Below are 22,479 nucleotides of genomic sequence, written 5' to 3'. Positions count from 1 at the left end.
GCCTGTTCCTTCGTTACGCTTCCCCTTGTGTCCCAGGAACGACTCGCCCGCCGTTACCTCCTGCTGCGGCCGCTCGGCAGCGGCGGCATGGGCCGGGTCTGGCTGGCCAGGGACGAGATGCTCGACCGCGAGGTGGCCGTCAAGGAGCTGACGCTGCCCGAAGGGCTGCCCCCGCAGGAGCGCGCCGAGCTGATCGCCAGGGCCGCGCGCGAGGCGCAGGCCACGGCCCAGCTCCGTCACCCCGGCATCGTGGCGCTGCACGACGTGGTCGTCGAGCACGACCGCCCCTGGCTGGTCATGGAGCTGCTGCGCGGCCGCACCCTGGGCGACGCGGTGCGCGAGCACGGCCCCATGCCGCAGGAGTACGCCGCCAGGATCGGCGCCGAGATGCTCGACGCGCTGTCCGCGGCCCACGCCCGCGGCCTCCAGCACCGCGACGTCAAGCCCGGCAACGTGTTCCTGACCGACAGCGGCAGGGTGGTGCTCACCGACTTCGGCATCGCCCGCCAGGAGGGCCAGGCGACGCTCACCGAGCAGGGCCTGATGATCGGCTCGCCGGGCTTCATCGCGCCCGAGCGGCTGGAGGGCGACCCGGGCGGCCCCGCCAGCGATGTGTGGTCGCTCGGCGCGACCCTGTTCACCGCGGTGACCGGCGCCCCCGCCTACGGCGGCACGGCGGCCGAGCGCATCCGGGCGACGCTCACCCGGCCGGTCCCGCACGCTCCCGGCCCGCTCGGCCCGGTGATCGCCGCCATGATGGCGCCCCATCCGGCCGCCCGCCCGCCCGCGCCGCAGCTGATCCAGGCGTTACGCCAGGTCGCGGCCGGTCAGCAGGCGCAGCTGCCCGCCCACCACGAGGCCACGACGCCCGTGCGGGTCAGGAAACGCGGCAGGCCGCTGCTGTGGGTGGCCGTCGCCGCGGTCGCGGCGGTGGTGGTCGCCGCCGCCACGACCACCGTCCTGCTGATGCGCGACCGGGCCTCGGGCGGTGTCCCCGAGGCGTTCACCGCGCCGATGGACGTGTGCTCGCTGCTCGGCGAGGAGGAGGTCGGCCTCTTCCTGCGCACCCAGCAGCCGCCCAAGGCGACGCCCGGCTCCGACGAGGTCGGCCCCCGCTGTCAGTGGCCGATCCAGGGCAGCGGGGTGGAGCTCCAGGTGCAGAAGGACTCCGACACCCGGGACCCGTGGGCGATGACCCCCGAGACGGCCCGCACCCTCTTCGCCAACCAGCGGCGCTGGTGGGACACCCACGACAAGCTCGACTGGACGTGGCCCGAGATCGGGACCAAGGCCAGCGTCCCGGTGACCCGCACCCCCGTGCGGACGATCGCCGGCGTCGGCGAGGAGGCGTTCGCGTTCGAGCTGAAGGGCGGCACCGGCCGCATCCACACCGCCATCGTCCACTACCGCCTGTCCAACCTGGTGGTCTTCGTCGGCTACACGGCGCTGTCCGAGCGGCTCGGCGACGAGGACATCAAGCAGGCGGCGGTCAAGGCCGCGCAGGCGACCGAGCGGGCGTTGCGCCATGCCGGTTGACGCCTACCTGCTGGCCGGCCGCTACCGGCTCGTGGAGCGGCTCGGCGAGGGCGGCGCCGGCACGGTGTGGCGGGCCCGCGACGAGACGCTCAACCGCGAGGTCGCGGTCAAGCAGGTGCGGATCCCGCCCCGGCTGACCCCGGCGCAGCGGGCCGAGTTCGCCGACCGGGCGATCTACGAGGCGCGGGCCGCCGGGCGGCTGCGCGACCCGGCCATCGTCGTGATCCACGACGTGGTGCTGGAGGCCGACCAGCCCTGGATCATCATGGACCTGGTCACCGGCCGCTCACTCGACCAGGCGATCAAGGACTTCGGTCCGCTGCCGCCGCCGAGCGTGGCCCGCATCGGCCTGAGCGTGCTGTCCGCACTGCAGGTCGCCCACTCGTACGGCATGGTCCACCAGGACGTCAAGCCGGCCAACATCCTCCTCGACGCCGACGGCTCGGCCATGCTCACCGACTTCGGGATCGCCGTCACCATGGGCGCCAAGGGCGACCGCTACGGCAGCGCCGGGTCGCCCGGCTACATGGCGCCGGAGCGGCTCAACGAGCAGCCGTCCGGCCCCGCCTCCGACCTGTGGTCCCTCGGCGCGAGCCTCTACACCGCCGTGGAGGGGCGGCCGCCCTTCGCGCGGCCCAACCCGGCCGCGATGGCCGCCGCCGTGCTGCTGCACGACCCCCCGTTCCCTGCCAGGGCGGGTCGCGAGCTCGGCGGGCTGCTGATGGCGATGCTCGCCAAGGACCCTGCCGCGCGCCCCACCGCCGGGCAGGTCCGTCAGGCGCTGGAGCACGCCGTCTCACCGGGCCGTGCCCCCGCGCCGTCCGCGGGCCGGCGCCGGGTCCGGTGGCTGGCGCCGGTGCTGCTCGCCGCCGTCGCGCTGCTCGGCACCGCGGGCTGGTACGGGTGGACGGCGCTCAACCAAGGCGAGCCAGGCCGTTACGCGGCCGCGCCCGACCCGTGCCGCCTGCTCACCGCCGCCCAGGCCGAGCAGGTGGTGGGAGGCGCGACGGGGGCGGAGAAGACCCGCGAGGGCGAGTGCCAGTGGCGTCTGCAGCAGGGCTCCCTGGTCACGCGCAGGGTGACCGTGCGCGTCTGGATCGAGCGGCCCGACGGCTCGCGCGGCGCCCCCGAGGTGGCTGCCCGCCGGTTCGACATGGAGCGCGCCAGCAGGCGGGCCGCCGAGGGCTCGGTGTTCCGCGAGCGGGTCGGCGAGGTGCGCGACGTGCCCGGTACGGGCGAGGCCGCGTTCGTGCAGTCCCGTTTCGAGCGCTACATCAACTCGCCCGACTCCGGCCGGGCCGACACCGCCGTGCTGCTGCGCGACAGCAACCTGATAGCCGAGGTGGTCTGGCACCGGACGGACGTCGGCATCGACGATCCCACCGACGAGAAGACCGCCGTCGACGCCGCCGGGATGGTCTCGGGTGCGTTGCGAGGATGAGGTCGTTCAAGTGGCTTGCAACCGGGCTGACTAGCATGTCTCCCCGCAAGTCATGGCTAACCCCAGGAGTCACTGGTGCATCCCGGTAGCGAGAACCAGCCGCCGAACCCCTACCCGGCACCTGGCGGACCCTTCCAGCCACCGGCGGGTCCCCCGGGGCCGCACCCGCCGCCGCACCCGCCGATGCAGGTGATGCGGCAGATGCCTCAGATGCCGCAGAGCCTGCCGGGCCCGCCGCCCGGGCCGCCGCGCCCGCCCAGGCGCCGCCCGTGGCTGCTGCCGCTGCTGGCCGCCGCCGCCGTCGTGCTGGTGGGCGGGGGAGCGAGCGGCTATCTGGTGTACGGGCAGCTCTCGCGGGCGAGCGACCCCGCGCCCACGCGGCAGCAGACGGGCCCCACCGCCTCCCAGGCGTCGGCCGGCGCGGCGGCGGTGGACGGCCCCGACGTCTGCGCGATGCTGCCCAAGGAGGAGGCCGACCGGCTGGTGCCCGGGGCGACCGTGGTCAAGGGCTCCCGGCAGCACCCGTCGGTCACCACGTTCACCTGTAACTGGGTGAACCAACGCATCTCGTACGGCGAGTTCTGGCGCAACCGCGAGGTGGACGTCAAGATCGGGCAGCACCTGGGCGACGGCGCGAAGACCGGCAGGGCCATGGCGCAGAGCTCCTACGAGTTCGACTACGGCGGCGCGAAGTACCGCGAGACGGCCAGGCCGACCCCGAAGAAGGGCGAGAAGGAGCGCATCTCCCCGGTCACGGACATCCCCGGCGTCGGCGACGGCGCCTACGCCCAGTACACCTGGCGCCGCTCCGGCCAGCTGCTGTGGTACTCGTTCGGCCAGGCCTACGCCCGCGTCCACGACATGACGATCGAGGTCAAGTACCAAGCGGGCCAGCAGCGCAAGGACGCGCAGATCCTCAGCAACCAGACCACCCAGTCGATCACCGAGGAGAACGCGATCCGCGAGGTGACCGGCCTGATCAAGCACTTCGCCAAGGGCGTCGCCGACTGGAAGGCCAAGCACCCGAACGTCGTCGCCCAGCCGTACCCGACCGTCACGAGCACGCCGCAGGCCGCCCCCACCCCGACGCCGACGGAGCTGAAGATCTTCCCCGCCGCCTGCGAGTCCATCACGCAGGCCGCCACCGCGCTGGTGCCGGAGCCGGAGACCCGGGCGCGCGGCACCGAGACGGGCAACGACACCCAGACCGAGTGCCGCTGGCTCAACCGGGACGCGCCGGGCGTGGCGGGCAAGACCCGCGTCCGCAGCGTCCTCATCACCGTGCACAGCTTCACCAACCGGGCGGGCGTGGCCGACAAGACCGCAGCCGGGTCCTACTACTCGACCCAGCGCGGCCAGGACAACAGCACCGAGAACTCGTCGTTCAGCGGCATCGTGTTCGGCGACGTCCGCGACGTCGAAGGGCTCGGCGAGGCCGCCTACGGCCGCTACGTCCAGACCCGGCGCGGCGACGTGCACGCCGGCAGCGGCAGCGTGACGGCGCGGCAGGGCTCGCTGGTCGTGGTGGTCGACTACGCGGGCGCCGACCGGCCCGAGGGCAAGCCCGCCGACGCGCCCGAGGCCGAGATGCTCCCGGAGAAGGAGGCCCGCGACGGCGCGCTCACGATGGCCAAGGCGTTCCTGGCCGCGCTGGCCCAGAAGCCGATCGGCAGCTAGGCGGGGGTGTCGCGCAGGCGTTCCACCCGTACGCCGCGCAGCAGCAGCTCGGAGACCAGCAGCGCGCACAGCAGCGTGGCCGCCAGCGCGGCGCCGGTGACGAGCGCCACGGGCGCCGCCGCGACCTCGTGCGGCAGCGGCGGCGTCACCACCGGCTCGGCGAACTGCGGGATGCGGCCCAGCGCCGCCTCGGCGGCGACCAGCCCGGCCACCAGCCCGGCCAGCGTGCCGGTCACGACCGTGATCGCCTGTTCGAGCAGCAGCGACAGCCGCAGCGCCGGCGCCTTCGCGCCGGCCGCCTCCAGCGCGGCCAGCTCGTAGCCGCGCCGCCGCGCCGCCGTGTGCAGGGCCAGCACGGTCCTGCCGAGCGCGAGCACGGCCGCGGCCAGCGCCGACACCAGCAGCAGCATGAGCGCCAGCCCCGGCCCCTCGGCGGCGTATCCGGCCTCCAGATCCGCGGCGCGCACCGTGGACACCACCGTCAGCCCTTCCCTGGCCAGCGCCGCCTCCAGCGCCGCGGTGCCGGACTGGCGGGTCCACACCTGGAACTGGGCCTTCTCGTCCACCCCGTACGCGATCCTGTCAGCCTGTTCGAGATCCATCAGGACGCCGGCACCGGTGATGCCCGGCGCGGCCGCGGCGGTGACCGCGGGCCGGACGCGGTAGGCGAAGGCGTTGTCCAGCCCCGGCACCGCCTTCGCGCCCACCTCGCCGACCACGATCCCGGCGGGCTCCTGCTCGTAGGTGGCCGGCCGCAGCACCTGCATGCCCGTGTCGGACACGCCGAAGCTGCCGTCCGTCCGGCTCGGGTCCTGGTCCACCCGCCAGGCGGGCGCCGGCACCGGCTGCCAGGCGCCGTCCCGCAGCACCTCCATGCTCTCCACCCGCACCTCGACGAAGGCCCCGCCTTCCACGCTCCCCAGGGCGTTCAGGTCGGCGTGGATCCTGCGCAGCTCGCAGGGCACCTGGCGGCAGGGCAGGGGCAGGTTCCACTCGTACGCGCCGCCGGCGCCGCGGAGCTCGCCCATGGTGATCGAGACAGGGCCCACCCTGCCGGTGATCCGGAAGGCGGCCTTGACCTGCGCCGCCCAGTTCTCGGTCAGCTCGCTGTGGGCCAGCCGCAGCCGGAACCGCTCGCCGCGCACCCACACCCGGCCGGCGTCGGGGCCCGGCAGCGCGGCCATCGCCCCGGCCAGGTCCTTGCCGCCCGCGAGCTCGGGATCCCAGTGCGCCACCCGCGCCAGCCGGTCGGGGTCGGAGACCACGAGCTGCGGCGTACCCGGCATCTTGATCACCGGCGCGGCGAGCGCGCCTCCGGGGTCGGCGGCCTCGACCGCGGCGGCCAGCTCGCCAGGCTCGACCGGCTGGACGGTGATGGCGGTGGGAGCGCCGTTGTGGAAGGCCGCCACCCGCGCGTAGTCGTCGCTCGTCGCCGTCCACGCCGCCACGGCGAAGGTGGCCAGCCCGAACGCGGTGCCCAGGACGATCACGCTGCCCGCCGTCACGGGACCCCTGGCCACCTGGCGCAGCGCCAGGAAGGGCCCCAGCCCGCCGCGCCGCCGGGTGAGACCGAACAGCCATCCGCTCGCCACCGGCAGGATACGGCTGGCCAGCAGCGCGACGCCGAGCGCCATCAGCCCGGGCACGGCCATCGCGCCGGCGCTCTCCCCGGAGGCATCGGTGATCACACCGGCCGCCAGCAGTTCCGTCAGCCCCAGCGCCGTCACGGCCAGCACCACCGCGTCCAGCGCCCAGCCGCGGGCGCTCCTGCGCGGCGTGCGCCGCCACTCCTCCGTGACCGGCCGGGTGGCGACGCGCCAGGCCGACGCGGTCGCGGCCAGCACCCCGCCGAGCGTGGCCGCCAGCCCGGCCGCGACCGCCGCCGGCGGGAACGTGGTGGGGACGCCCGCGGGCAGCAGCGCGCCGATCATCAGGCTCGCCGCCGCGAACCCCGCCGCGAGGCCCAGCGGCACCGCCAGCAGGAGCAGCAGCAACGGCTCGGCGAGCGCGAACCGCCACACCCGCACCCTGCCGTGGCCGCGGAGTCTGGCCAGCGCGATCTCCGGCCCGCGGGCGCGCACCAGGTCGCCGACCGTCTGGAACAGCAGCAGCCAGCCCAGCCCGACGAGCTGCGCCGCCACCAGCAGCGCGGGCACGCCCAGCGTGCCGGCGTTGGCGTTCATCGTCCGCAGCGTGTCGGCCATCCGGGAGAACACGATCGCGTCGGTGGTCCGGCCCGTGGCCTCGGCCAGCGCCTGCATCTCCGCCAGCAACGGCAGGTCCGTGCCGGTCAGCCGGTCCGGATTGACGCGGATCAGGGCGTAGTCGGTCCAGGCCTGCTCCCCGAGGCCGGAGCCGACGTAGTAGGTGACGGAGCGGGTCTCGCGCGCCGTGAACAGCGCGTCCGCCTTGTTCTGGCTGGGCTGCCCCTGCGGGTCGAACAGTGTCCTGCCGAACCAGAACGGGTCCGCGGGGTCGCCCGGCCGGTAGACGCCGACGACCTCCAGCGGGGCCGTCTCCAGCGTGGCCGAGCCCGGCCGCGCGGACCGGAGCGACCTCAGGCGCACGACGTCGCCGGTCTCCAGCCCGGACGCCTCGCTGGCCATCACCTCCCCGGCGGCGGCGGGGCAGCGCCCCCGGGCCGGCTCCAGGTGCTCGCACTGGCCGTCCTGCCACACCACCGTGTACGCGCGACGGTCGTCCTGGTCGGCGCTGCCGCTGGACACCTCCATGCCGAACACCGGCGGGTCGGTGAAGCCCGCGCCCGCCGTGAAGCCGGCCACCTTGGGCTCGATGGTGCCGCCGGACGTGGTGTAGCGCCAGCCGCGGCCCTCCACCGGCGCCTCGCGTATCGCGTCGCGGACGATCGTGGTCAGCGCGCCCGCCGAGTAGATCGGCGCCACGGCGGCCGAGGCGATCGGCACGACCGCGATCAGCAGCACCACCAGGGCGAGCGTGCGGCGTTCCCACAGGCCTCGCAGGATCACGGCTCCACCCTCCGCAGCACGACCCCGTCCTCCACCGCCTCGATCCTGGCCATGGAACCGGGGGGCAGCAGGTGGTGGTACTCGGGCGGCACCTGCACCGCGCCCTCCCTGCCGACCACCACGAAGTCCTCGCCGTGACGGCCCTCGGCGCCGACCCGGCCGTCCCTGATCGTCACCGTGCGGCCCAGCGCCTCGCTGACGCCCGGGTCGTGCGTCACCACCACCGCCGTGGTGCCCTCGGCCTCGGCGGACTCCTTGATCAGGTCGATCACCCGCTGCCCGGACCCGGCGTCGAGCTGGCTGGTGGGCTCGTCGGCCAGCAGCAGCCTGGGGGAGTTGGCCAGCGCCACGGCCAGCGCCAGCCGCTGCTGCTCGCCGCCCGACATCCGGCCCGCGGGCCGGTCGCCGACGCCTTCCAGCCCGACGCGGGCCAGCAGGTCACGGACCCGGCGCCGGTCGCGCTTCACCGCGCGCTGGGCGAACGCGACGTTCTGGGCGGCCGGGAGGTAGCCGATCAGGTTGCGCGACGGGTTCTGCAGGACCACGCCGATGCGCGACGCCCGCAACCGGTCGAGCCCGCGCTGGTCGAGCCGGCCCACGTCGGTCCCGTCGAGCCACAGCCGGCCGGCGCTGGGCCGCAGCAGCCCCGCGAGCAGCCACAACAGCGTCGACTTGCCCGCGCCCGAGGGACCCAGCAGCGCCACCGTCTCGCCGGGGTCGATCACCAGGTCGACGTCGCGCAGCGCCACCACCTCGACGTCCTGCGCCCGGTAGATCTGCACGATCCCGTCGCAGCGCACCATGCTCATCGATGGACCGCCGCGCGCAGCTCGACGACCCGGTCGCAGCGTTCGGCCACCTCGGGGTCGTGGGTGGCGATCACCAGCGTGGTGCCGTCCGCGCCGACGGCGAGCAGTTCGTCCAGCACCACCTCGCGGTGGACCGCGTCCTGCTCGGCGGTCGGCTCGTCGGCCAGCAGCACCTTGGGGCGCAGCGCCAGCGCCCTGGCCACGGCCACCCGCTGCTGCTGCCCGCCGGACAGCTCCTCCACCAGGTGATCGGCGAACCTGGCCACCCGCAGCCGCTCCAGCGCCGCCGCCGCCAGCCGCATCGCCTCACGCGGCGGCCGGCCCGCCGCGCGCAGCGCCACCTCCACGTTCTCCGCCGCCGTCAGCAGGCTCAGCAGACCGTACGACTGGAAGACGAGGGCCAGGCCGGCCCGCAGCTCCGGCTGCTCGTCGAGCGGCACGCCGCCCACCAGGACGCGCCCCTCGGCGGGCGGCGCCAGCCCGGCCAGCGTCGTCAGCAGCGTCGTCTTGCCCGAGCCGGACGGGCCCATGAGCGCGACCCGCTCGCCCTCGTCCAGTTCGAGTGTGAGGTCGTCGATGAGTGTCCTGCCCGCGACGACGCAGGAGAGCGCGCGACAGGAGATGGCAGGTGGGGGCACCACGCGCGGATCATCCTCCGGGGGGCGGCTTGACGTCAACCGTCAACGACCTCGCAAGTCCGCTGCAAGCACGCCGCATACCGTTGTGTCAGCAGGCGACACGTGAGCCGCGCGAGCAGAGCCGCCCAGCACAGGGGCCTGGGCGGGCAGGAGTGGGGGAGCCGCGCGGCTCACCGCCGTCTCCGTCCCACCCCCTGAGCCGTGACCTACTTGTGATCTTGTGGCTGCGGCCCGGGGCGCCGGATCAGGAACGGTTCCAGCAGGCCGGGGGCCGCACGCGCCGCCAGCTCCAGAACCTCGCCGCGAGCAGCGCCCGGTGGGCGTCGGCCGCCAGCCAGAGCGCGACCGGCGCCGCGGCCACCACCGCCGCCCCGAGCACCGGCCAGAACGGTCCCGCCCACCAGGTCCCCGGCGCAGGCCGCGACGACCGCGCCCGGCGGCCAGTCCAGCCCCGCCAGCACGCGCGCCGGCACCGTCACCGCGGGCACCGCGACGGCCAGGGACTTGACAGCGGCCGCCCGCAGGTTGCCGCGAGGCAGCTCCCGCCACTCGTCCTCCGGCTCGGGCACGGCGGCCTCGCGCATGTCACATCCCTCCGTGCGCGCGGGCCCGGGGGTCATGTGGCGTCGCCCGGGGTGGACTGGGTGACGGCTGTCAGGCGGGCGGCCAACGAGGCGGCCACGGCCTCGTCGAGGCCCTCGATCCTGACGGCGCCCGCCGCCGAGGCCGTGGTCACCGTGACGTCCGCGAGCCCGAACAGCCGTTGCACCGGCCCCCGCGCGGTGTCGACCGTCTGGACGCGCGACATCGGCGCCACCGCCAGGTGTGGGTCAGCCAGCCCCTGCGCGTGTAGAACGCCGCGACCGCGCTCCCGCCGATCGGCAGCATGAACAGCAGCCACTGCACCGTCCACCAGGACACCGCCCGGGGATCCGCCTGGTCGCGGGGCGGGCGCAGCGCGGTCTCGCGCGCATCGACAACCACGTCCATGGCCGTCAAGGGTGGCCGAGCCCCGCGGACCCGCGCGTCGGCCCGAGGTCTCCCGCGCCATCGACTTTGGTCGCTGTTCGATCGCCATCGGTAGCGCCTAACCTCGTGAGACGTGACCCCGACGAGCGAGCCGCACCAGGAGTACCGATGGGTGCTCCCGTCCGTGCTGCTCGGCGACGGCGGCGCGGGCGGGCCGGTGCGGCGCTCCACCCGCGACTGGATCGTCGACATCGCCATGTTCCTGCTGGCCTGCGGGCTCACTCTGATGACCGCGCTGGAGATCGACGGGCCGACGCCGCTGGTGGCCGCGGAACAGGTGGTGGGCGTGATCTCCTGCCTGTCGGTGTGGCTGCGCCGCCGCTGGCCGGTCGGCCTCGCGCTCGTCACCACCGTGGCCTCGGGCTACTTCGAGATGGTCGGCGGGGCGTCCGTGGTGGCGCTGTTCACGGTGGCGGTGCACCGGCCGTTCAAGATCTCCGGCACGATCGCCGGGCTCGGGCTGCTCGTGATCGTGCCGTTCTACTTCCTCCGCCCGGACGTGGATCTCGGCGGGCCGACGTACGCGATCCTCGCCCTCGCGATCGTGCTGACCACCTTCGCCTGGGGCATCGTCGTCCGGGCCAGGCGCCAGCTCATCTGGTCGCTCAGGCAGCGGGCCGACGGAGCCGCCGAGGAGGCCAAGCGGCTGGAGCGGGAGCGGATCGCCAGGGAGATGCACGACGTGCTCGCCCACCGGCTGTCCATGCTCAGCCTGCACGCGGGCGCGCTGGAGTTCCGGCCCGGCGCGCCCCCCGACGAGGTCGCCAGGGCCGCCGGGGCCATCAGGGCCAGCGCCCACCTCGCGCTGCAGGACCTGCGTGAGGTGATCGGCGTGCTGCGTCACCACGACGCGGACGCGGAGGTTCCCGACCGGCCCCAGCCCACGCTCGCCGACCTGCCCGCGCTGGTGGCGGAGTGCGAGCAGGCGGGCATGGACGTGAGCCTGCGTCTCAAGGCCGGCGAGGTGCCGGAGAAGCCGGGGCGCAACCTCTACCGCATCGTCCAGGAGGCGCTCACCAACGCGCGCAAACACGCGGCGGGCGCACCGGTCACCGTGACCGTGACCGGTGGGCCGGGTGAGGGGGTGTCGGCCGAGGTGCGCAACTGGCTGCCCGCGCGCCACGGCCCCCGCATCCCCGGCGTCCAGATCCCCGGCGCCGGGGCCGGGCTCATCGGCCTGACGGAGCGCGCCGCGCTGGCGGGCGGGCGGCTGGAGCACGGCCCGACCCCCGAGGGCGAGTACGTGGTCCGCGCCTGGCTACCCTGGCCGGCGCGGACATGACGGCGAAGGGCGGGGAGGCGCTGGTGAAGGGCTGGTGGGAGGACGGATGACGACGCCAGGGGCGCGGCCGGTCAGGGTGCTGATCGTCGACGACGACGCGCTCGTCCGGGCGGGGCTGTCGATGATCCTCGGCGGCGCCGACGACATCGCGATCGTCGGTGAGGCGGGCGACGGCGCCGAGGTGCCGGCGATGGTCGCCCGGCATCGGCCGGACGTGGTGCTGATGGACATCCGGATGCCGGACGTCGACGGGCTGACCGCGACCGAGGCGCTGCGGGCCGCCCAGTCGCCGCCCGAGGTCCTCGTGCTGACCACGTTCCACGCCGACGCGCAGGTGCTGCGGGCGTTGCGCGCGGGCGCGGCCGGGTTCCTGCTCAAGGACATCCCGCCCGTCGAGCTGGTGGCCGCCATCAGGAAGGTGGCGGCGGGGGAGCCGATCCTGTCGCCCGCCGTGACCCGGCAGCTCATCGCCCACGTCTCCAACGGCGGCGCCGGTGGCCGCGCGGACCGGGCCAGGGCCCTGATCGGCCGGCTCAGCGAGCGCGAGCGGGAGGTGGCGCTGGCCGTGGGGCGGGGCAGGTCCAACGCGGAGATCGGGCGCGAGCTGTTCATGAGCGTCCCCACGGTCAAGGCCCACGTCTCGCGCATCCTGACGAAGCTCGAACTGAACAACAGGGTGCAGGTGGCCCTGCTGGTCTACGACGCCAGTCTCTGACGCACGTCCTGGAGTTCCAGGTTTTGCCCGTCCTTTCCCTTGCGGGCCGGTCCCGTACGGGAGTGACTCCACGCAGGTACGGGCCACACACGCACCGTCGGAACCGCTCGCCTCGCACGGACGGCGCGAGAGGACGCGCCCGAGTTCCCGAGGTGACGCCTCGCAGGTCGGCGATGGGGCAGGGGGTGGAAACGGCCGCGGGACCGAGCGCTTACCCGGAAAAGGATGCCCGTTACGGACAGGTACCCGGCAGCCGTACCCTTGTCTGAAAGAGCATGTCATGAAGGGACAGTGGGATGAGCTCAGCGGGTGAAGGCCTGTCTCGCCCGCTTCCCGAGCAGGTGCGACTCAACGTCGTCGACCTGGCCGCCCAGGTTCTCGGCTCGATGCCCGCCGCCGCCGTCCCGCCGCCGCTGCGCGGCATCGCCAAGTTCGATCCGCGCAAGCGTGCCCGCCTGGGCGGCGCGCCCATCGCCGCCCAGCTGGAGAACGACAAGGACTTCCGCGTGGCCGTCGCGGAGCACGTGACGGCCGGGTGGCCGGAGCTCGTCTCGTCGCTGGCCGAGGGCAACGTCCCGCCCGCCGCCGATCCCGTGCTCGTCGCCGCGGCCGCCTACCTCACCCGCCCGCCGGGGTGGGAGGAGATGATCGAGGCCGCCAGGACCGACCTGGAGAGGAACGCCGCCGCCGCCGAGGGCGCGGAGCGCGAGGAGGTCGTGTCGCGGCTGCGCGAGCAGCTCGCCGCGCAGAAGTCGGCGGCCAAGGAGGAGGTCGACCGGCTGCGCGAGCAGCTCAAGGCCGCCCGGGGGGAGAACTCCGACCTGCGCCGCAAGCTCCACGACGCCCGGGAGCGGGCGAAGGCGGCCGTGCAGCGGGCCGAGGCGATGGAACAGACCGCCCAGGACGCCAGGGCCGCGGCCACGGCCGCCGGCAGCGCCGGTGAGACCGAGCTGCGCCGGCTGCGCGAGCGCCTGGCCGACGTGGAGAAACAGCTCGAAGCCTCGCGCAGGGCCGCCCGCGAGGGGCGCAGCATCGAGGACGCCCGCATACGGGTGCTGCTCGACGCGCTGCAGGACGCCTCCGCCGGGCTGCGCAGGGAGCTGGCGCTGCCCACCACCATCTCCAGGCCCGCCGACTCGGTGGCCGCCGTCGCCGGGGAGACGCCGGGCGTGCGGGGGGTGCCGGCCCGCGCGCTGGCCGACGACGACCCGCAGCTGCTCGACCAGCTCCTCGCCCTGCCGCAGGTCCATCTGATCATAGACGGCTACAACGTGACCAAGACCGGTTACGGCACTCTCACGCTGGCCGACCAGCGCAACCGGCTGATGACCGGGCTCGGCGGCCTGGTCGCGCAGACCAGGGTCGAGGTGACCGTGGTGTTCGACGGCGCGGAGCTGAACGCGCCGGTGCAGGTCGTCGCGCCGCGCGGGGTGCGGGTGCTGTTCAGCGCGCCGGGGGAGATCGCCGACGACCTGATCCGCCAGCTGGTACGCGCCGAGCCGCCGGGCCGCGCCATGGCCGTGGTCTCCTCCGACCGGGAGGTGGCCGAATCCGTCCGGCGCATGGGAGCCAGACCCGTTCCGTCTGCTTTGCTGCTGCGCAGGCTCGGCCGCGCCTAGATTACAAATCAGTGTTTGGGTGAGACCTCACCTTCCACTTCTGTACTATTTCGCCCCAGATGTATTCCCCCTGGGAGGCGAGCTGTGAGGTTGGGCCGGGCGCCACTGGCCGCGGGTCTCGTGATCGGGCTGATCACTCTCCCCACGGGAGGAGTGGCCGCCGACCCGCAACCGACGATCAGTCAGGCCAAGGCCAAGCTCGAGAAGCTCAACGACAAGGCCGACAAGGTCGTCGATCGCTACAACACGGCGACGGAGAACTACAAGGCCGCCAAGAAGCGCTACGACAAGCTCAACGCCGGCTACAAGCGGAAGCTCGCCACCGTCGCCGAGCTGCGGCAGCAGGTCGTCACGATGGCCGTCGACGGCTACAAGATGGGCCGCGACCTGACCTCGATGCCGACCATGGTGACCGCCGAGAACCCGGGTGACCTGCTCTACCAGATGGCGCTGACGGAGCGGCTGACCGCCGACCGCGCCGGCAGGCTGGCCGCCTTCGACCGGGAGAACCGCGGGCTCAAGATCGAGCGTGACAAGGCCCAGGGGGCTCTGGGCGAGGCCGACGAGGAGCGCGACAAGGTCAAGAAGGAGCGCTCCGAGATCGAGAAGCTGATCGCCCAGCAGAAGAAGCTGCTCGACCGCCTCGGCGCCTACCGCGTCGGCGACCCGAACAGCACCGGCGTCAAGTACACCGGACCCGCCTCGGGGAGCGCGGCGGCGGTGCTCAACTTCGCCTACGCGCAGATCGGCAAGCCCTACCAGTTCGGCGGCACCGGCCCCGGCGGCTGGGACTGCTCCGGCCTGACGCAGGCCTCGTGGCGCGCGGCCGGCGTCTCCCTGCCGCGTACGACGTGGCAGCAGTGGGCCTGGGGCGCGAGCCGGAGGGTGTCGCTGGACGCCCTGGAGCCCGGTGACCTCATCTTCAGCGAGGGGCTGGGCCACGTGAGCATCTATGCGGGAAACGGCAAGATCGTGCACGCGCCGCAGACCGGTGACGTGGTCAAGGTCGTCCCGCTCTCCGCGTACGGGCGCCGGCTCGTCGGCGCGGTACGCCCGTGAGCCGTTGAAACGTCTGTGACTGATGTGACAGAAGGGCTCTGACACATCGTCAGGGCGGCAAGTGTGAGTATGGTCACATCTGGGTAACGGGACTGGCTTGCCAGCAGGGATCCGCGGGTCTGACAGCGGGCTTGTCAGATCGTCATGTGCTGACCGTGCCTTTGCCAGCCCATGACTTCAGGCGTAGGTTCTGGCGTCGCGGCGGACACTCCATGCCCGCCGCCGGCCATCGCCGCCGCGCCGCCGGCGCCGCGACGTGGACGAACAAGAATCTGCCGGTCACCGCCGCATCTCCGGGAACCTTCACCCGGGTGGTGGCCTGCCGAATCCGTGCAGCCAGGAGGCACGGAGCCGGGGAACCATAGATCCCGTCATTTCAGGGCGGGATCAGGGGTGAATCGGCGCGGCGACGCGCCGTAGGGCGACTTCCAGGCCCGAATCCGTCAGCTAACCCGGTAGGCGTTCGTGGAAGACTCAAGGAGCAATCCTGTCTACCTCCCCTAAGAACCCCCGTCTGTCTCGCCTTGCCGTCAGCGGCGTGGCGCTCAGCATGACCGTGACGGCCGGAGGGCTGGCCCTCCACGTCCCGGCGGCGCAGGCGGACACGGTGATCGCCCCGGCCGGAGCTTCGGTGACGACGGTCGAGGCCGTCAAGACCACTGCTTCCAAGAAGGCGACTTCGAAGAAGGTCCTGTCCAAGAAGCAGGCGAAGGCGGCCCGGCAGAAGGTGAAGGCCCACAAGGCCGTCGCGGTGGCCAAGAAGCAGATCGGTGACCCGTACCGCTACGGGGCCACCGGGCCGCACGCCTTCGACTGCTCAGGTCTCGTCCAGTTCGCCTGGCGGAAGGCCGGGGTGAAGATCCCGCGCGTGACGAACAGCCAGTTCGCGGGCATCAGGAAGAAGGTCTCCTACAAGAACCTGAAGCCGGGTGACCTGATGTTCTTCCGCGGGCTCGGCCACGTGGGCATGTACATCGGCAAGGGCAAGATGGTGCACTCGCCGAGCTCGGGCAAGACGGTGCGCGTCGAGAAGCTGAACGGATGGCGCAAGTCGTCGTTCGCCGGCGCGGTACGCCCCGGTCTGTGACCGATCGCGAAGGCCCCGCCCCTGACTGGGGGCGGGGCCTTCGTGATGCGTGGGACGGGCGTCCCGCCGCTAGCATCGGACAGCATGTCCGGGATCGTGGGCCGTCGAGCGGTGGTGGCGGGGCTGGTCCTCGCCGTGGCCGCGGCCGGCGGGGCGGTGCCGGAGTCGTGGTCCGCCGGGGTGCCCGACGAGCTGGCCGGGGTGCGGGAGCTGTGGCGGGGCGAGCTGGGCGTCGCGCGCGGCGAGCGGGCGCTGGTCGCCGGGCAGCGGGCCGATCCCGGGCTGCTGGCCGATCTGGCGCGGCGGGCCGACGCGGCGGGGCGACGGGTGTCGGGCGTGCTGGGCCGGCCCGTGCGCCCGCTGGTGCTGGTGCCCGCGTCAGGAGAGCAGGCCGCGCGGCTGGCCGGCGTCGCCGACGTGCGCGGGCTGGCGGCGGTGGCCGACGGGCGGCGGGTGATCGTGGTGCCCGAGGGTTTCGCGCGGCTCAACCCGACCGGCAGGGACGTGGTGCTCGCCCATGAGCTCACGCACGTCGCCGCTGGCACCGACGGGCTGCCCGGCTGGCTGTACGAGGGATTCGCCGACTACGTGGCCTATCGGGACGCGGGGCTGGCGGTCACCGTGGCGGCGGCCGAACTGGCGGCCGAGGTGCGGGCGGGGCGGCTGCCGGACGAGCTGCCCGGGGCCGGTGACTTCGGCTCCCGGGGGGACGCGCTGGCGCGGGCGTACCAGGAGGCGTGGCTGGCGTGTCGGTTCCTGGCCGAGAGCGCGGGCGAGGGGACTCTGGTGAGGCTCTACCGTGATGCCCAGAGTGTCGGCACCGACCGGGCACTCGCCGCGCGGGGGCTCACGCTCGGCGGCCTGACCCGGGGGTGGCGCGCGTACATGCGGGACCAGCTGGGGTGAGAGGACGCGAAGTGGACGACGGCCACGACAGGAACGCCGCCGCGGGCGAGCAGGCCGGGACCCGATCCGGCGGCGAATCCGCCCACGAGAACGGTCCGCGCCCGGATGACGGACAGACGCCCCCAACGGACGGCGGGCCGGAGCCCAAGGACGGTGGGGCTGGCCGGAGGGGGCGGCGGCAGGCTGGGGTGGCCGGGGTCGTGCTGGGGGTCGGGATCCTCGTGGTGGTGGGGCTGACGACGCCGTGGCAGGCGCTGCCGGGGGCGCCGGAGGTGGCCGCCGACCCGGCCGCGGACTTCACCGCCGGGCAGATCGCCCGCGCGCAGGCGTTCGACGCGGCCACCGGCATGCCCGGCTACCTGTCGCTCGGCCTGACGCTGGTGTTCGCGGGCCTGCTCGTCGCCACCCCGCTGGGCGCCAGAATCCTCGGGGTGCTGCGCGGGCCGTGGTGGGTGCGGGTCCTGCTGGGGGTGCTCGTGCTCACGGTCGTCGAGGAGGCGCTGCGCTGGCCGCTCGGCGTCTGGTTCGAGACCGTGCTGCGCGACTACGGCCTCTCCACGCAGGACTGGGCGTCCTGGACGGGCGACCGGCTCAAGAGCATCGCCATCAACACGGCTCTGCTGGGCGTGATGGTCGTGGCGGTGGTGGCGCTGGCCCGGCGGTTCAGGCGCTGGTGGATCCCCGCCGCGGCGGGGGCGTTCGCGCTCACCGTGGCGGCCTCCTTCGTCTACCCGGTGGTGTTCGAGCCGGTGTTCAACGACTTCAGGTCCATGCCCGAAGGCCCGCTGCGGACGAACCTGCTGGCGATGGCCGAGCGCGACGGGGTGCCGGTGGAGGACGTGCTGGTGGCCGACGCCTCCCGCCGCACCACCGCGCTGAACGCCTACGTGTCCGGGTTCGGCGCCACCCGCCGCATCGTGGTCTACGACAACCTGCTCAAGGCCCCGCAGCCCGAGGTCGAGCTGGTGGTGGCGCACGAGCTGGGCCACGCGGGGGAGAACGACGTGCTCTACGGCACGCTCGTCGGCGCGCTGGGCGCGGCGCTCGGCGCGATCCTGCTGTTCCTGGTCTTCGGGCCGGTGCGCCGGCGCGCCGGGGTCACGTCGATCGCCGACTGGCGCGCGGCGGGCGCGATCCTGGGGTTGATGACGCTGGCGACGTTCCTGTCAGGCCCCGCGCAGAACTTCGTCAGCCGCCACATCGAGGCCAGGGCCGACGCCCACGCCCTCAATTTGACGCGGGATCCGGTCACGTTCGCCGCGATGCAAAAACGCCTGGCAACAGCCAATATTTCCGACTTGTCGCCCGATGCAGTGGAATATGTGCTCTATGCCTCCCATCCCACGGCACCGGAACGGATCGCGATGGCCCGCTCCTGGGCGAAGCTGAACGGCGTCCCCGGCCCGTGACCCGAGTCGTCTTCGTCACCAACGACTTCCCGCCCCGCCCGGGCGGCATCCAGTCGTTCGTGCACGGCCTGGCCCAGCGCACCCCGGGCGCGGTCGTCTACGCCCCCGCCTGGCGCGGGTGCGCCGAGTTCGACCGCCGTGAGCCGTACCCCGTCGTCCGTCACCCCGGGCGGCTCATGCTGCCCGTCCCGTCCGTCGCCCGTACGGCGGCCGAGCTGGTGGCCGGGCACGGCGCGGACACCGTCGTGTTCGGCGCGGCGGCGCCGCTCGGCCTGCTCGCGCCGCGCCTGCGCGCGGCGGGCGCGCGGCGCGTGGTGATGCTCACCCACGGCCACGAGGCGTCGTGGGCGAGCGCGCCCGGTTTCCGCGCGGTGCTGCGCCGCATCGGCGCGCACGCCGACGTGGTCACCTACCTGGGCGAGTACACGCGCGCGCGGCTGGCCCGCGCCATCCCGCAGGACAAGCTGGTACGGCTCGCGCCCGGCGTCGACACCGGCCTGTTCCACCCGGGGGCGGCCAAGGCGGAGCTGGGGCTGGCGGGCAGGCCGGTGGTGGCGTGCGTGTCCAGGCTGGTGCCGCGCAAGGGTCAGGACCGGCTCATCAGGGCCTGGCCGGAGGTGCTCGGCGCGGTGCCGGACGCCGTGCTGCTCCTGGTCGGCGGCGGGCCGCACCGGCGCGCGCTGGAGAAGCTGGCCGGCGGGCATCCGTCGATCGTCTTCACCGGCACCGTCCCGGCCGCCGACCTGCCCGGCTACTACGCCGCCGCCGACGTCTTCGCCATGCCGTGCCGTACCCGATGGGGCGGGATCGACGTGGAGGGGCTCGGCATCGTGTTCCTGGAGGCGGCCGCGACCGGCCTGCCGGTCGTGGCCGGCCGCTCGGGCGGCGCGCCCGAGGCCGTACGCGACGGCGAGACCGGCCTGGTCGTCGACGGCGCGGACCCGGCCCCCGCGGCCCGTGCCGTCGTCGAGCTGCTGACCCGTCCCGAGCAGGCGCGGAAGATGGGCGAGACCGGCCGCGACTGGGTCGTCGGCGAGTGGTCCTGGGACCGGGTCGCCGCCCGCTTCCACGCCCTGCTCTGATTCATCCCTTCGTCGAGCCGAGCGTCAGCCCGGCCACGAAATGCTTGTGCAGCAGCTGGAACACGATCAGCGTCGGCAGCGCCACCAGCACCGATCCGGCGGCCAGCAGGTTGTAGTCGGTGAAGAACTGGCCGCGCAGGTTGTTCAGCGCCGAGGTGACGGGCAGCTTGTCGCCCGACACCATGAGCACCAGCGCCCACAGGAAGTCGTTGTACATCCAGGTGAACTGCAGCGTGCCCAGCGCCGCCAGCACGGGCCTGCACAGCGGCAGCGTCAGCGTCCAGTAGCGGCGCCACAGGCTCGCCCCGTCGACCAGCGCCGCCTCGGAGATCTCCTCGGGGATCGTGCGCATGAAGTTCGCGATGACGAACACGCAGAACCCGAACTGGAACGCCACGTGGATCAGGATCAGCCCCAGGTACGAGTCGTACAGGGACTGCGAGTCCGACAGCCACGCGGGCAGCGGGATCAGCGTGTAGAGCGAGTACAGCGGGGTGATGAGGACCTGTGGCGGCAGCAGGTTGCCCGCGGTGAACACGATGAGCAGCGTCTTGCGGCCGGGGATGCGCGCCCGCGCGATGGCGAACGCCACGAACGAGGCCAGGAACAGCGTCAGCACCAGCGCCGGGATCACGATGATCAGCGTGTTCAGGTAGTAGCGGGGCAGCTCGGCCTGGCTCCACGCCTGCCCGTAGTAGTCGAGCGTGAGCTGCTCGGGCAGCGAGAAGTAGCCCAGGCGGGCGGTCTCGTCGTACGGGCGCAGCGACGCGTACACGGCCAGCAGGAGCGGCATCAGCCAGCCGAGGGCCACCACCGCCAGGAAGGCGTGCAGCAGCCAGCGCAGCGGCCGGGCCCCGCGCCGGGGCGGCGGCGCCGCCTCGCGTTCCGGGCTGGTGCCGACGGGCGCGGTCAGCGTCATCGTTCCTCCCTGAACAGCTGCGACAGGTAGGTGACGATGAACCCGAGCGAGATCACCAGCAGGATCACCGCGATGGCCGAGCCGAACCCGATCCGGCTGGCCTCGCCCACGATGTTCTCGGTGACCAGCACCGACAGCAGTTCGAGCCCGTTCCTGCCCTTGTTGATGGCGTAGACGATGTCGAACGCGCGCAGCGCCTCGATCACCGTGATCACCAGCACGATCACGTTGACCGGCCGCAGCGTCGGGAACACCACCCGGAAGAACGCCTGCCTCTCGTTGGCCCCGTCGATGGCGGCGGCCTCCTTGAGCGCCGGGTCCACCGCCTTCAGCCCGGCCAGATAGATGATCATGACGTAGCCGACGTGCCGCCAGGCCGCCGCCACCATGACCACCCAGATGTTGATCGACCGGTCGCCGAGCCAGTCGGCCGACAGCCCGGTGACGGCGTTCAGCACGCCGTAGTCGTGCGAGTAGACGAGCTGGGCGATGAACCCGACCACCGCCAGCGACAGCACGACCGGCATGTACAGGGCGCTCTGGTAGAAGCGCGAGCCGCGCAGCCGCCGGTCCAGCAGCACCGCGCAGAACAGCCCGAACGGGGTCGCGACCAGCCCGAGGAAGACCAGCCAGAGGATGTTGTTGCGGACGGCCGACCAGAACGGCGGATACTCGCCGGCCAGGTCGGAGTAGTTCCGCCCGCCGATCCACTCGATCGGCCCGAAGCCGTTCCAGTCGGTGGCGGACAGGGCGACGGAGGCCAGCGTGGGCCCCCAGATGAGGCCCACGTTGACGATGACGGCCACCCCCACCCCGATGACCAGCACGGTCACGTCACGGGCGGAGTAGCGACGGGTCTTGACGGTCATCAGCGGAAGATGTTGGCCTTCTGCTGTTCGATGCTCGTGAGTAAGGAGTCGATCTCGGCGGGCTTGTCGACGAACGACTGCAGCGACGGGATCATCACCGTGGAGGCGAAGTCCGGCCGCGTGTCACGGTCGAGGAACTGGGCGATGTGCGAGGCCTGCGACACCAGTTCGGCGCCGCGCTTCTGCAGCGCGCTGTAGCCGCTGGTGTCGGCCTTGGAGCTGGCCGCGAGGGTGCCGGGGTCCAGCTCGGTGGCGATGTCCTGCGACGACGCCTGGGCGAGGTGCTTGACGAGCGCCTTGGCCCCGTCGACGTTCTTGGCCTTGGCGGAGACCATGTAGCCGTCGATGGGGGCGTCGATGGAGTCGGTGCCGTGGGTGGGGTTGATCTCCGGGAAGGTGAAGAAGTCCAGGTCGGCCAGGTCCTCCTCGGGGAACTGCTGGGCCACGAACATGCCGAGCAGGTACATGCCGCTCTTCTTCTGCACCAGCGACTGCGCGGCCTCCTGCCAGGTGCGGCCCAGCGACGCCGGCTGGTGATACTCCATCAGCCCGCGCCAGGTGTCGAACACCTGCTTGACCCGCGGGTCCGTCCACGACTCCTTGCCCGCCATGAGCGAGATGTGGAAGTCGTAGCCGTTCATCCGCATGTTGATGATGTCGAACGTGCCCATGGCGGGCCAGCCGTCCTTGTCGGCGAACGCGATCGGGACGAGGTCGTCGCCCTGCATCTTCTTGGCCAGCGCGGTCAGCTCGTCGAGCGTCTTGGGCGGCTCGTAGCCCTTCTCCTCCCACACGCTCTTGCGGTAGAAGACCGCCCACGGATAGTAGGTGAACGGGATGAAGTACTGCTTGCCGTCGACGCCGGTGGAGGCGTCCTTGAACGCCTGCGTGTAGTCGCCGCCGATCTCCTGCCACACGTCCGAGATGTCGGTGGCCAGGCCCTGCTCGGCGAAGAACTGCATCCGGTAGCCGGCGAACCAGGTGAACACGTCGTCGGGCGTGCCCCTGAGGTAGCGGTTGATGTTCTCCTGGAAGGTGTTGTGGTCGACGGTGTTGATCCGCACGCTCGCCTGGGTGAACTTCTCGATCACGGTGGCGAGCGACTTCTTCGGCACCTCGTCGGAGGCGTTGGATCCCAGGGTGACTGCGCCGAGGTTGCCGGAGGTGCTGCCGGGGCTCGGCTGTTCGGAGCCGCCGCAGCCTGCCAGCACGGCGGGCACGCCGAAGGCGGCGGCCGTGCCGAGCAGCAGATTGCGGCGGGAGATCGGCGGACGGTGGTCCATGGTGGTTCCTCCTTGGCCGGACCCTCAGATTCCCCCGAGTTCGATCACCCTTCATCGAAAAGCCAACTTTTCAAACTGTCAACGGACATATGCCAAAAGGCCGCCAGGGCGTCCTGGCGGCCTTCCGGGTGT

18 protein-coding genes, 1 pseudogene and 1 riboswitch are annotated in these 22,479 nt (G+C 73.0%); of the genes and pseudogenes, 11 read left to right on the top strand and 8 right to left on the bottom strand.

The window, feature by feature from the left end; genetic code table 11:
• Positions 1 to 27 precede the first annotated feature (27 nt).
• The 3 genes from ACIBF7_RS13525 (at position 28) to ACIBF7_RS13515 (ending at position 4,654) form a co-directional block, all read left to right on the top strand.
• Positions 28 to 1,536 (top strand): serine/threonine-protein kinase, encoded by a 1,509-nt coding sequence (locus ACIBF7_RS13525; RefSeq protein ID WP_271277926.1) that lies wholly within the window; start codon positions 28 to 30, stop codon positions 1,534 to 1,536.
• Positions 1,526 to 2,977: a serine/threonine-protein kinase gene (locus tag ACIBF7_RS13520; RefSeq protein WP_397197181.1), complete on the top strand. Its 1,452-nt coding sequence runs from the start codon at positions 1,526 to 1,528 to the stop codon at positions 2,975 to 2,977. The genes ACIBF7_RS13525 and ACIBF7_RS13520 overlap by 11 nt, the downstream gene beginning before the upstream one ends.
• Positions 2,978 to 3,178: 201 nt before the next feature.
• Entirely contained in the window at positions 3,179 to 4,654 is a 1,476-nt protein-coding gene (locus ACIBF7_RS13515) for a hypothetical protein (RefSeq protein ID WP_397197180.1), read from the top strand.
• Here the strand turns inward: ACIBF7_RS13515 and ACIBF7_RS13510 are convergent.
• The 5 genes and pseudogenes from ACIBF7_RS13510 to ACIBF7_RS13490 form a co-directional block, all read right to left on the bottom strand.
• Entirely contained in the window at positions 4,651 to 7,641 is a 2,991-nt protein-coding gene (locus tag ACIBF7_RS13510) for an FtsX-like permease family protein (RefSeq protein ID WP_397197179.1), read from the bottom strand. The two genes, ACIBF7_RS13515 and ACIBF7_RS13510, sit on opposite strands and share 4 nt — an antisense overlap.
• Positions 7,638 to 8,450: an ABC transporter ATP-binding protein gene (locus tag ACIBF7_RS13505; RefSeq protein ID WP_397197178.1), complete on the bottom strand. Its 813-nt coding sequence runs from the start codon at positions 8,448 to 8,450 to the stop codon at positions 7,638 to 7,640. Before ACIBF7_RS13505 ends, ACIBF7_RS13510 begins: the two co-directional genes overlap by 4 nt.
• Positions 8,447 to 9,091, bottom strand: coding sequence for an ATP-binding cassette domain-containing protein (locus ACIBF7_RS13500; RefSeq protein WP_397197177.1), 645 nt, complete (start codon positions 9,089 to 9,091; stop codon positions 8,447 to 8,449). The genes ACIBF7_RS13505 and ACIBF7_RS13500 overlap by 4 nt, the downstream gene beginning before the upstream one ends.
• Positions 9,092 to 9,294: 203 nt before the next feature.
• The gene (locus ACIBF7_RS13495) at positions 9,295 to 9,708 is read right to left on the bottom strand and encodes a hypothetical protein (protein ID WP_397197176.1); all 414 of its coding nucleotides are present in this window, start codon (positions 9,706 to 9,708) and stop codon (positions 9,295 to 9,297) included.
• Positions 9,705 to 10,078, bottom strand: a pseudogene (locus tag ACIBF7_RS13490) (PH domain-containing protein). The gene ACIBF7_RS13495 and the pseudogene ACIBF7_RS13490 overlap by 4 nt, the downstream one beginning before the upstream one ends.
• Before the next feature lie 112 nt (positions 10,079 to 10,190).
• Between ACIBF7_RS13490 and ACIBF7_RS13485 the strand changes: the two are divergent.
• From ACIBF7_RS13485 to ACIBF7_RS13450, 8 genes are all read left to right on the top strand, one after another.
• The gene (locus ACIBF7_RS13485; protein ID WP_397197175.1) at positions 10,191 to 11,399 is read left to right on the top strand and encodes a sensor histidine kinase; all 1,209 of its coding nucleotides are present in this window, start codon (positions 10,191 to 10,193) and stop codon (positions 11,397 to 11,399) included.
• Between the two features lie 46 nt (positions 11,400 to 11,445).
• Positions 11,446 to 12,114: a response regulator transcription factor gene (locus ACIBF7_RS13480; protein WP_219544662.1), complete on the top strand. Its 669-nt coding sequence runs from the start codon at positions 11,446 to 11,448 to the stop codon at positions 12,112 to 12,114.
• A 296-nt stretch (positions 12,115 to 12,410) separates the two neighbouring features.
• Complete coding sequence (locus tag ACIBF7_RS13475) at positions 12,411 to 13,733, top strand: NYN domain-containing protein (protein ID WP_271277916.1); 1,323 nt, start codon at positions 12,411 to 12,413, stop codon at positions 13,731 to 13,733.
• 84 nt (positions 13,734 to 13,817) lie between these two features.
• Positions 13,818 to 14,792: an NlpC/P60 family protein gene (locus ACIBF7_RS13470; protein WP_308248894.1), complete on the top strand. Its 975-nt coding sequence runs from the start codon at positions 13,818 to 13,820 to the stop codon at positions 14,790 to 14,792.
• A 310-nt stretch (positions 14,793 to 15,102) separates the two neighbouring features.
• Positions 15,103 to 15,269, top strand: a riboswitch (cyclic di-AMP (ydaO/yuaA leader).
• 61 nt (positions 15,270 to 15,330) lie between these two features.
• Positions 15,331 to 15,879, top strand: coding sequence for a C40 family peptidase (locus tag ACIBF7_RS13465; RefSeq protein ID WP_261808682.1), 549 nt, complete (start codon positions 15,331 to 15,333; stop codon positions 15,877 to 15,879).
• An 84-nt stretch (positions 15,880 to 15,963) separates the two neighbouring features.
• Complete coding sequence (locus ACIBF7_RS13460; protein WP_397197174.1) at positions 15,964 to 16,785, top strand: hypothetical protein; 822 nt, start codon at positions 15,964 to 15,966, stop codon at positions 16,783 to 16,785.
• Positions 16,782 to 18,194, top strand: a complete 1,413-nt coding sequence (locus ACIBF7_RS13455; protein WP_364227011.1) for a M48 family metallopeptidase — start codon at positions 16,782 to 16,784, stop codon at positions 18,192 to 18,194. Before ACIBF7_RS13460 ends, ACIBF7_RS13455 begins: the two co-directional genes overlap by 4 nt.
• Positions 18,191 to 19,276 (top strand): glycosyltransferase family 4 protein, encoded by a 1,086-nt coding sequence (locus ACIBF7_RS13450; RefSeq protein WP_345482791.1) that lies wholly within the window; start codon positions 18,191 to 18,193, stop codon positions 19,274 to 19,276. The genes ACIBF7_RS13455 and ACIBF7_RS13450 overlap by 4 nt, the downstream gene beginning before the upstream one ends.
• Position 19,277: 1 nt before the next feature.
• On the opposite strand, the gene ACIBF7_RS13445 is transcribed toward ACIBF7_RS13450, so the two are convergent.
• Genes ACIBF7_RS13445 through ACIBF7_RS13435 form a run of 3 tightly spaced genes read right to left on the bottom strand, consistent with a single transcriptional unit; the run spans position 19,278 to position 22,347 of the window.
• Entirely contained in the window at positions 19,278 to 20,195 is a 918-nt protein-coding gene (locus ACIBF7_RS13445; RefSeq protein ID WP_148032789.1) for a carbohydrate ABC transporter permease, read from the bottom strand.
• Positions 20,192 to 21,064, bottom strand: coding sequence for a carbohydrate ABC transporter permease (locus ACIBF7_RS13440; RefSeq protein WP_219544658.1), 873 nt, complete (start codon positions 21,062 to 21,064; stop codon positions 20,192 to 20,194). Before ACIBF7_RS13440 ends, ACIBF7_RS13445 begins: the two co-directional genes overlap by 4 nt.
• A complete protein-coding gene (locus ACIBF7_RS13435; RefSeq protein ID WP_148032787.1) occupies positions 21,064 to 22,347 on the bottom strand; it encodes an ABC transporter substrate-binding protein in 1,284 nt (427 codons plus the stop codon). The genes ACIBF7_RS13440 and ACIBF7_RS13435 overlap by 1 nt, the downstream gene beginning before the upstream one ends.
• Between the last annotated feature and the right edge of the window lie 132 nt (positions 22,348 to 22,479).

Source organism: Nonomuraea sp. NPDC050478, assembly GCF_044458265.1.
GTDB lineage: Bacteria > Actinomycetota > Actinomycetes > Streptosporangiales > Streptosporangiaceae > Nonomuraea > Nonomuraea ferruginea.
The sequence above is the reverse complement of the archived record's forward strand: the minus strand, read 5'-3'. Positions and strand labels throughout refer to the sequence as shown.